At 39.7% G+C, this 7438-nt stretch carries 11 protein-coding genes and 1 pseudogene; all 12 read left to right on the top strand.

Features of this window, described 5'->3' with window-relative positions; genetic code table 11:
* Positions 1 to 481 (top strand): annotated as a pseudogene (locus tag ACI4WO_RS06755) (recombinase family protein); the annotation flags it as partial.
* Between the two features lie 165 nt (positions 482 to 646).
* On the top strand, positions 647 to 1513 hold the full coding sequence (locus tag ACI4WO_RS06750) for a hypothetical protein (protein ID WP_439806794.1): 867 nt from the start codon (positions 647 to 649) through the stop codon (positions 1511 to 1513).
* 161 nt (positions 1514 to 1674) lie between these two features.
* Positions 1675 to 2061, top strand: coding sequence for a CHC2 zinc finger domain-containing protein (locus ACI4WO_RS06745; protein WP_439806797.1), 387 nt, complete (start codon positions 1675 to 1677; stop codon positions 2059 to 2061).
* Complete coding sequence (locus tag ACI4WO_RS06740) at positions 2058 to 2909, top strand: ATP-binding protein (protein WP_439806793.1); 852 nt, start codon at positions 2058 to 2060, stop codon at positions 2907 to 2909. The genes ACI4WO_RS06745 and ACI4WO_RS06740 overlap by 4 nt, the downstream gene beginning before the upstream one ends.
* An 18-nt stretch (positions 2910 to 2927) precedes the next feature.
* The gene (locus ACI4WO_RS06735; RefSeq protein ID WP_439806792.1) at positions 2928 to 3215 is read left to right on the top strand and encodes a hypothetical protein; all 288 of its coding nucleotides are present in this window, start codon (positions 2928 to 2930) and stop codon (positions 3213 to 3215) included.
* A gap of 10 nt (positions 3216 to 3225) precedes the next feature.
* Positions 3226 to 3594 carry a hypothetical protein gene (locus tag ACI4WO_RS06730; RefSeq protein ID WP_439806791.1) on the top strand — a complete coding sequence of 123 codons (369 nt, stop codon included), beginning with the start codon at positions 3226 to 3228 and terminating at the stop codon, positions 3592 to 3594.
* Positions 3578 to 3817, top strand: a complete 240-nt coding sequence (locus tag ACI4WO_RS06725) for a hypothetical protein (RefSeq protein ID WP_439806790.1) — start codon at positions 3578 to 3580, stop codon at positions 3815 to 3817. Before ACI4WO_RS06730 ends, ACI4WO_RS06725 begins: the two co-directional genes overlap by 17 nt.
* Positions 3807 to 4169, top strand: a complete 363-nt coding sequence (locus ACI4WO_RS06720) for a hypothetical protein (protein ID WP_439806789.1) — start codon at positions 3807 to 3809, stop codon at positions 4167 to 4169. Before ACI4WO_RS06725 ends, ACI4WO_RS06720 begins: the two co-directional genes overlap by 11 nt.
* A gap of 167 nt (positions 4170 to 4336) precedes the next feature.
* Entirely contained in the window at positions 4337 to 4582 is a 246-nt protein-coding gene (locus ACI4WO_RS06715; protein ID WP_439806788.1) for a hypothetical protein, read from the top strand.
* Positions 4579 to 5046: a PcfB family protein gene (locus tag ACI4WO_RS06710; RefSeq protein WP_439806787.1), complete on the top strand. Its 468-nt coding sequence runs from the start codon at positions 4579 to 4581 to the stop codon at positions 5044 to 5046. The genes ACI4WO_RS06715 and ACI4WO_RS06710 overlap by 4 nt, the downstream gene beginning before the upstream one ends.
* Positions 5047 to 5056: 10 nt before the next feature.
* Entirely contained in the window at positions 5057 to 6961 is a 1905-nt protein-coding gene (locus ACI4WO_RS06705) for a VirD4-like conjugal transfer protein, CD1115 family (RefSeq protein WP_439806796.1), read from the top strand.
* A gap of 308 nt (positions 6962 to 7269) precedes the next feature.
* A partial coding sequence (locus ACI4WO_RS06700; RefSeq protein ID WP_439806795.1) for a Maff2 family mobile element protein occupies positions 7270 to 7438 on the top strand: 169 nt, incomplete at its 3' end.

The raw sequence follows: 7438 nt of genomic DNA, 5'->3' as shown, positions 1-7438 counted from the left end.
CAAATTCAGTACATGTGAACAAATCACTATCTGCAGACTTTTCTATACCACCAATGCGAAGGGAGAGGTTCTGATTACCATTATGGCATCACTGGCACAGCAGGAATCTGAATCTCTGAGTCAGAATGTCAAGCTGGGAATGCAGTATCGTTTTCAGCAGGGCAAAGTAATGGTCAATGCAAGATGTTTCCTCGGCTACGATAAGGACGAGGACGGGCATCTGGTTATCAATTCAGAACAGGCAGAGGTAGTTAAACGAATTTACCGTGAATATCTTGAAGGCGCAAGCTGTCAGCAGATTGCAAGAGGACTGGAGCATGATGGGGTTCTTACTGCACGGGGAAACAAAAGATGGCATGATAGTGCCATTCGATTGATTCTGGAAAATGAAAAGTATATGGGTGACGCACTTCTGCAGAAAACATATACAGTGGATTTCCTCAATAAAAAGCGCATTAAAAATAACGGAGAGATGCCGCAATCGTAATACGCTTAGGGAACTCAGATTCACAGAAATTTTACATTTGTGAATAATAAAAATATAATTAAGACAGGCTTAAATTTGCAAAGAAAATCGAATATATAAACGCAAAGCGTTCTTCATATCAGTGAGGAACGCTTTTTTTATTTTATCCGGAGGTTGATTATGGCGAAAGAAACTAACTCATCTGTTGTCAGAGTACATAAGAATACTGACTTCACGATTATGTGCAATCACCATTTGAGAAATATGAAACTCAGTCTGAAGGCAGTCGGATTTATGTCAAAGTTACTTGGTTTGCCTGATGACTGGTGCTACTCCATCGCAGGACTTGTGAAAATCTGTAAAGAGGGAGAAACGGCAGTTCGTGCTGCTTTACACGAACTAATTGACGAAAATTACGTTTATGTAGAGAAACTTCCGCCCAACTATTCAAAAAGCGGACGATTTGAGTATGTTTATCACATTTACGAAATTCCCTACGAGGATATACCAGAGGGTCTGGAATGTCCTGAAGTGTTTATCAAAAAAAAGAAAGAAAAGCAATCTAAAACAAAGCTAAATGCAGATTTCCAAGATGCAGAAAAACAAGATACAGAAAACCTACATATTGAAATTCAAGGTGTAGAAAATCATGGACAATTAAATACTTACATATCAAGTATGAAAGAATCAAGTACGAAAGAATTAAATACCACCGTTTCAGTTCCGCAAAAATCATCTTCCCAATCTCAGTCAAAGAAAAAGCTTCAGGACAAAAAGAAAAACTATGCGGAAGCTGTCACTATGACTGAGGAAGAATATCAGAAGCTTACACAGCAGCATACAAAAGCCTTTGTGGATAAGTGCATTGAAATTCTCAACAACTATAAGCTTTCAAGCGGAAAACAGTATAAATCCGATTATTATACGATTCTGAATTGGGTTGTTGAGAGAGTTTCAAAAGACTATCCTAAGCTTGATAAACCTGATCCTATGCAAAATCCTGTCTATGATGTGAATGTCAATCCTTTCGACCAGTTTGTGAGGTGAAAAATGCTTGTAATCACAGAATTACTGGAGTTTATCCGAATAAAAAATCCTCTTTCTTCTGCTATCTCAAAATATACGGAGATAAAAAAAGACCGCTGTAAATGCCCATTTTGCCATAGCCAGACTTATGCCATGAATATTTTTCATGATGATACGTTTACCTGTTTCACTGCGGTGAAAGCGGTGATGTATTGGAATTTGTCAGCAAAATAGAAAATATTCCGTTTGATGATGCGATTAAGAAACTGGCTGAATCATCGGAAATTTATACTCTTGAAGAACTTGAACAGAAGAAACTATTTCGCTTTTGGGATAAATTCCTGCTTCTATGTGAGTTCTATCGAATTTCAGCTGACGGTGTACTGAAAGAAATCCAAACCGAACTGTCAAAAAAATATATACTTAGTTTGAAATACAGCAAAGCAGAGCCAGATACTGACTTGCTTGAAAGCAGTTTATGCTGTAAGTTTGGTATACAAAAAGAATTTTGGAACGCTGATACTGATAACATCATGAACTATCTTGTCAGCAGAAAGGAAACGCTATGAATGACCTGTTGAGAAACATTTTTCAGACAATCTCTGAAAATGCCGAAAATAACTTTATTGTCAATAAGAACGCAAAGGACTACATCGCAGAGGACGGACTCTGGCACTGCGGAAAGTGCAGTACGGCAAAGCAGTTCCGTATGCCCGAAGAATTTCTGAAAATGGGTATGCCTGAGATTGTAGGCTGCTGCTGTGCCTGTCAGACGGCAAAGGAAAAACGTGAAAAAGCGGAGCAGCAACTTGCAAATATCATCAGCCGAAACAAAGAACTTGCGAACATTCCCGAACATTACCTTTCTGCTGATATTGGAACGGTGGAATCGCCTGATGCAAGAAAAATAGGTATGAACTATATCCGAAATTTTGAGCAAATGGGCAGAACGGGACTTCTTCTCTACGGTGATGTCGGCACGGGAAAGACTTACCTTGCGGCTTGTATCGCAAATGCGCTATTAAATCGTGGTATCAGCGTAAAATGGCTGACTTCTATGCAGATTGTGGAGCGTGGCAGCTTTTTCAATGAATCTGAATATGCGGAATATACAAGAAATATCACCTCTCCCGATTTGCTTATCATCGATGATTTAGGAGCAGAACGTGGCACGGAGTTTGCCCTTGAACGTGTTCACAGTCTTGTCGATACCCGAATTTCAGCCAACAAGCCGATGATTGTGACCACCAACATTGACATTAACGATATGGGAAACTGTACGGATTTGAAGAAAAAGCGTACTTTTGACCGTATTCTTCCTGCATCATTTGCCTTTGCAATGAAAGGCATTTCTTACCGTATGAAACAAGCACAGAAAAGTTATGAAGAACTCAAAAATCTGCTTTTAAATGAATGAAAAAGGAGCGCAAAAAATATGAGAATGATAAAAACCTATGATACTATTACGCTGAACTGCGATATCATCGCAATGATTCAGTCTGTATTCATAGACAACACAAACGACAATATTAGCGATGTTGTCGATGAGGAGTTCAACCCCGACAGTCTTGAATTTGCGATTACTGCACTCACAACTTTTGGTGATGAGGTAATTCTTGCCATTTACGCATCTGAGGAAGAACGTGACTACGCAAAGTACAAGCTTGAAAACTGGCTAACTTCCGATTTGAGCAATTACTATACAATGACAGAAAGAAAGTGAGGATTTTACAATGGACAAGATGGTTATTACGGAGTACGGCAGACCTGTTCCGATGAGCAAGGTTAGGGAATTTGTTCGCAGAGCAATTCCGCTTGAAGATGAAAAAGTGATTCCTTACGCTTTTTTTGCACTGCTTGATAACGGCGAAATGGTCAATATCGGCAATTTTTATGATATTGATGTTGTGGAAATCATCGAGATTCTGCTTGATATTTTCGCTGGCGACAACAAGACAATTTTCAACGTAAATCTTGAAGAATACGGCATAAATGAATTCCTGAAACTGCTGAAATATGTAACGGGCAGTTTCTATCACGATTCGGTAGAAGGTTTGAAAATTTCACTTGCAAATGGTGATCTTGATGTCAGTTTCACTTGATGACGGCTACATAGCACTTGCCCATGCCATAGTCGAAGTGGCAGCAGAAAGCTACAAGTATACACTGTTGGCACTTAAAAATCATACAAGGAGTGATTCGGTTTATAGGCGAAAAGCAGAACTTGAAAGTTTTTTTCTGTCAGAGTGGTTTAGTTTATTGTCGGGACTTGACGGTAGGTGCTTTATTAAGAAGATGCAGGAGGTTTACTACTTTGACAGGTAAAGAATTTTTATGGCAGTACATCATGATTGACCGCCGGATAAGAAGCGTTAAGCTTCAACTGGACAGTATGAAAAAGATGGCAGAAAGAAATCTAATGCTCGATACATTTCAGCCTGAAATTGATGAACTGTCAGATAAACTGAAAAAATTGATTTTAAAATCTGGAATCATTAAAAGTACTATTCTCGATAAGATTCTTCTCATAAAAAATGACAATTGCAGGACTGCACTGATAGGAAGATATATTGAACTGAAAAGCGTTACTGAAATAGCAAATGAAATCTATGTAACAAGACAGGGTGTTTATTATCATCTTGATGTTGGTGAAAAAGAAATTGAGAAGTACATATAAATAGTATGAAAGACCGGTTAAACGTTATTGTTTGTCCGGTCTTTTTTTTATGTAAAAGTATTCTTCTGAAAATTTGTACAAAGCTTGACAACGCTTGAATGGACTTGACGGATTTACAATTTTCATTTTGCTAAACTTAAATTAGTAAGCGGGAAAGGAGTGAGCGTATGACCTTATCAATTATATCGCAGGACGGAACTGTGTTCAATTACACAAATGCGGTAGCGTGTGTGACCTGCGGAGAATATGAAGATGATTCCGGCTACGGCTTCATGGTCTATCTGAACGGCGATACGGAAAACGGTATTGTTATCGCAGAGTATGACGATGAGGAAAAATTCAATGCTGTCAAGAGCGATTTTTCAAAGTGGCTTCATGAGAATATCGACGCAGTATTTGAGTTTTCGTTATGAGTACCGATTTTGAAAAAGGCTTGCGGAAAACCATAGATTTATCATTCAAAAGCAAGAATTTTACAGTGGATGTACTGAAATCTGCGATGAATGACTTTCTTTCGGGCAAGTCGCAGAAAAAAGGCAGAGTGTCCATGAAGAAGCTGTCAGAACATTCGGGCAAGCTTGAAAACGTGGAAATCAAAGGTATTGAGGGCTTTCTGAGCGTAGCAAAAAAATATGACATTGACTACGCTGTCAAGAAAGAACCTGATTCCGATACTTTTCATGTTTTCTTTCAGGCAGGGAAAATGGAAGATTTTAAAAGGGCTTTCAAAGAATTTGCAAGCAACAAGCAATATGAACTTATCAAACCCCGTGCAGAAATCACCAGACAGCAGATTAAAGATATGGCGAAACAGGTTGCCCATGAACCTAAGAAAAAAGAAAAGGTTCGTGAGAAGTCTAAAGAAATGACGCATTAATATGATTGGCATGAATACAAGAAAAATAAAGAAACTTGTTCTGAACAACCTTGCTTACGTTATTTTCGGCTATGCAGGAAACATCATTTGTTTTGCCTTTAGAACTGCTGAGGGTAAGGATATTTCCGAAAAGATACTTCCTGCCCTGACCAACCTCGGCACAGCTTTTGCCCATATCATTCCGTCATTCAATCCGATTGACCTTGGAATTGGAGTTCTGGTTGGTGTTGCTATGAAGTTCATTATGAAAATGAGAGCCGCTAACAAAAAGAAATTCCGTCAAGGCACAGAATACGGTTCGGCTGTATGGGGCGAACAAAAGGATATTGAGCCGTACATGGACTTAAAGGACAAAGACAATAATGTCATTCTTACACAAACAGAGGGATTAACCATGGGAAAACCGTTAAGTCCAAAATATGCAAGGAACAAGAATATTCTGGTTATCGGAGGTTCGGGTTCAGGTAAAACAAGATTTTTTGTCAAACCGAATCTTATGCAGATGCATAGTTCCTACATTGTCACAGACCCGAAAGGCACTGTTTTGATTGAATGCGGCAAAATGCTTGAACAAGGCAGACCCATCAAGGACGATAACGGCAGGATTTCCTATCAGCCGTATAGAATCAAGGTATTCAATACCATAGATTTCGGCAAGTCCATGCACTACAATCCCTTTGCCTACATATCCAAAAAAAACAGAGAAAAGGACATTCTGAAATTCGTTGACGTGCTTATCAAAAACACGCAGAGTTCACAGCAGAATGGCGGTGATGATTTCTGGGTAAAGGCGGAAAAGCTGCTTTACACGGCATATATCGCTATGATTTTTACAATCAATCCGCCTGCGGAACAGAATTTTGAAACTCTGATTGAGATGATAAATTCATCGGAGTGCCGTGAGGACGATGAAACTTTCAAAAATGCCATGGACAGGCTCTTTGATTTTATTGAATGTTGGATCAGCGGTGAATATCCAAATGATATGGAAATCAGCGATGAATTTTCCTACATGAAAGAGCATCAGCCCAATGAGGAACAAAAAAGACTCGGAGCGTTTGCCTGCAAGCAGTATAACGCTTACAAACTTGCCGCAGGAAAAACAGCAAAGTCCATTCTCATCTCCTGTTCAACACGTCTTGCACCTTTTGCCATTGATGAAGTGCTTGAAATCACAAGTTACGACGAACTCGGACTTGACAAGCTGGGCGATGAACTGTCCGCACTCTTTGTCATTATCTCTGATACGGACGCAACATTCAACTTTCTTGTTGCAATCATGTATTCACAGCTGTTCAATCTGCTCTGTACAAAAGCAGACAATTCAGAGGGCGGAAAGCTGAAATATCATGTCAGATGTCTGCTTGATGAGTTCGCAAATATCGGCGAGATTCCGCAGTTTGAGAAGCTTATCGCTACTATCAGAAGCCGTGAAATCAGTGCAAGTATTATCTTACAGGCAAAGTCACAGCTGAAAGCAATTTACAAGGACAATGCTGATACGATTGAAGGCAACTGCGATACAACGCTTTTCCTTGGCGGTAAGGAAAAATCCACTTTGAAAGAGATTTCCGAAAGTCTTGGCAAAGAAACCATCGACAGTTTCAATACTTCAAATACAAGAGGTCAGTCGGAAAGCTATGGTCTGAATTATCAGAAGCTTGGCAAGGAACTCAAATCACAGGACGAATTAGCCGTCATGGACGGTGGTAAATGTATTTTACAGCTGAGAGGTGTCCGTCCGTTCTTCTCAGATAAATTTGATATTACACGTCACAAGCATTATCACTTACTTCTGGACGACAATCCGAAAGCAAAATTTGACATCGAAGCATTTGTAGGAAAGCGTAAAAAACGCTATCTGACACTCAGAAGCAGGGATAAAGTTGACGTATACGAAACGGACGCAAACTAAGGTCTTGCCTGAAAGCAGCGAATACCGAAGAAAACCAATAACACAGATACAGCTTTTTGATTCCTGTTTTCAGCAATAGATAAATACATATACAGAATGGAGAAATTACAATGGAAAACGAAAACATTATGGCAGTAACTTCCGAAGTTGCTGTCGAGGAAATTACAAAGCCTAAGCACAAGTGGCTTGCCAAGGGCAGCAGATTCGCAAAGAAGGCAATTCTCGGTGCTACTACATTCAGCATTATGGGAGCGACCTGTGCAACACAGGCTTTTGCGGCTACAGGTGAAGTAGATACTTCTTCCTTCATCAGCACGGCTTGTACGGTACTGAAATCTGTTATCTGCCTGATTGGTGCAGGTGTCGGTGTATGGGGTGTTGTCAATCTTCTGGAAGGTTATGGAAACGACAACCCCGGCGCAAAGTCACAAGGCATGAAACAGCTTATGTCTGGTCTTGGACTGATTCTTCTTGCAA

Origin of the sequence: Porcipelethomonas sp. (assembly GCF_051893655.1) — a bacterium.
In the GTDB taxonomy this organism is placed as follows: domain Bacteria; phylum Bacillota; class Clostridia; order Oscillospirales; family Ruminococcaceae; genus Porcipelethomonas.
Note: the sequence above shows the minus strand (reverse complement) of the source record. Positions and strands in the feature narration are given on the sequence as shown.

Excerpts from the sequence above, each read along its gene's own strand:
- ACI4WO_RS06735 (WP_439806792.1), top strand. The coding sequence starts at position 2,928 with ATGAGAATGATAAAAACCTATGATACTATTACGCTGAACTGCGATATC.
- ACI4WO_RS06725 (WP_439806790.1), top strand. The coding sequence starts at position 3,578 with ATGTCAGTTTCACTTGATGACGGCTACATAGCACTTGCCCATGCCATA.
- ACI4WO_RS06740 (WP_439806793.1), top strand. The coding sequence starts at position 2,058 with ATGAATGACCTGTTGAGAAACATTTTTCAGACAATCTCTGAAAATGCC.
- ACI4WO_RS06705 (WP_439806796.1), top strand. The coding sequence starts at position 5,057 with ATGAATACAAGAAAAATAAAGAAACTTGTTCTGAACAACCTTGCTTAC.
- ACI4WO_RS06750 (WP_439806794.1), top strand. The coding sequence starts at position 647 with ATGGCGAAAGAAACTAACTCATCTGTTGTCAGAGTACATAAGAATACT.
- ACI4WO_RS06730 (WP_439806791.1), top strand. The coding sequence starts at position 3,226 with ATGGACAAGATGGTTATTACGGAGTACGGCAGACCTGTTCCGATGAGC.
- ACI4WO_RS06715 (WP_439806788.1), top strand. The coding sequence starts at position 4,337 with ATGACCTTATCAATTATATCGCAGGACGGAACTGTGTTCAATTACACA.
- ACI4WO_RS06710 (WP_439806787.1), top strand. The coding sequence starts at position 4,579 with ATGAGTACCGATTTTGAAAAAGGCTTGCGGAAAACCATAGATTTATCA.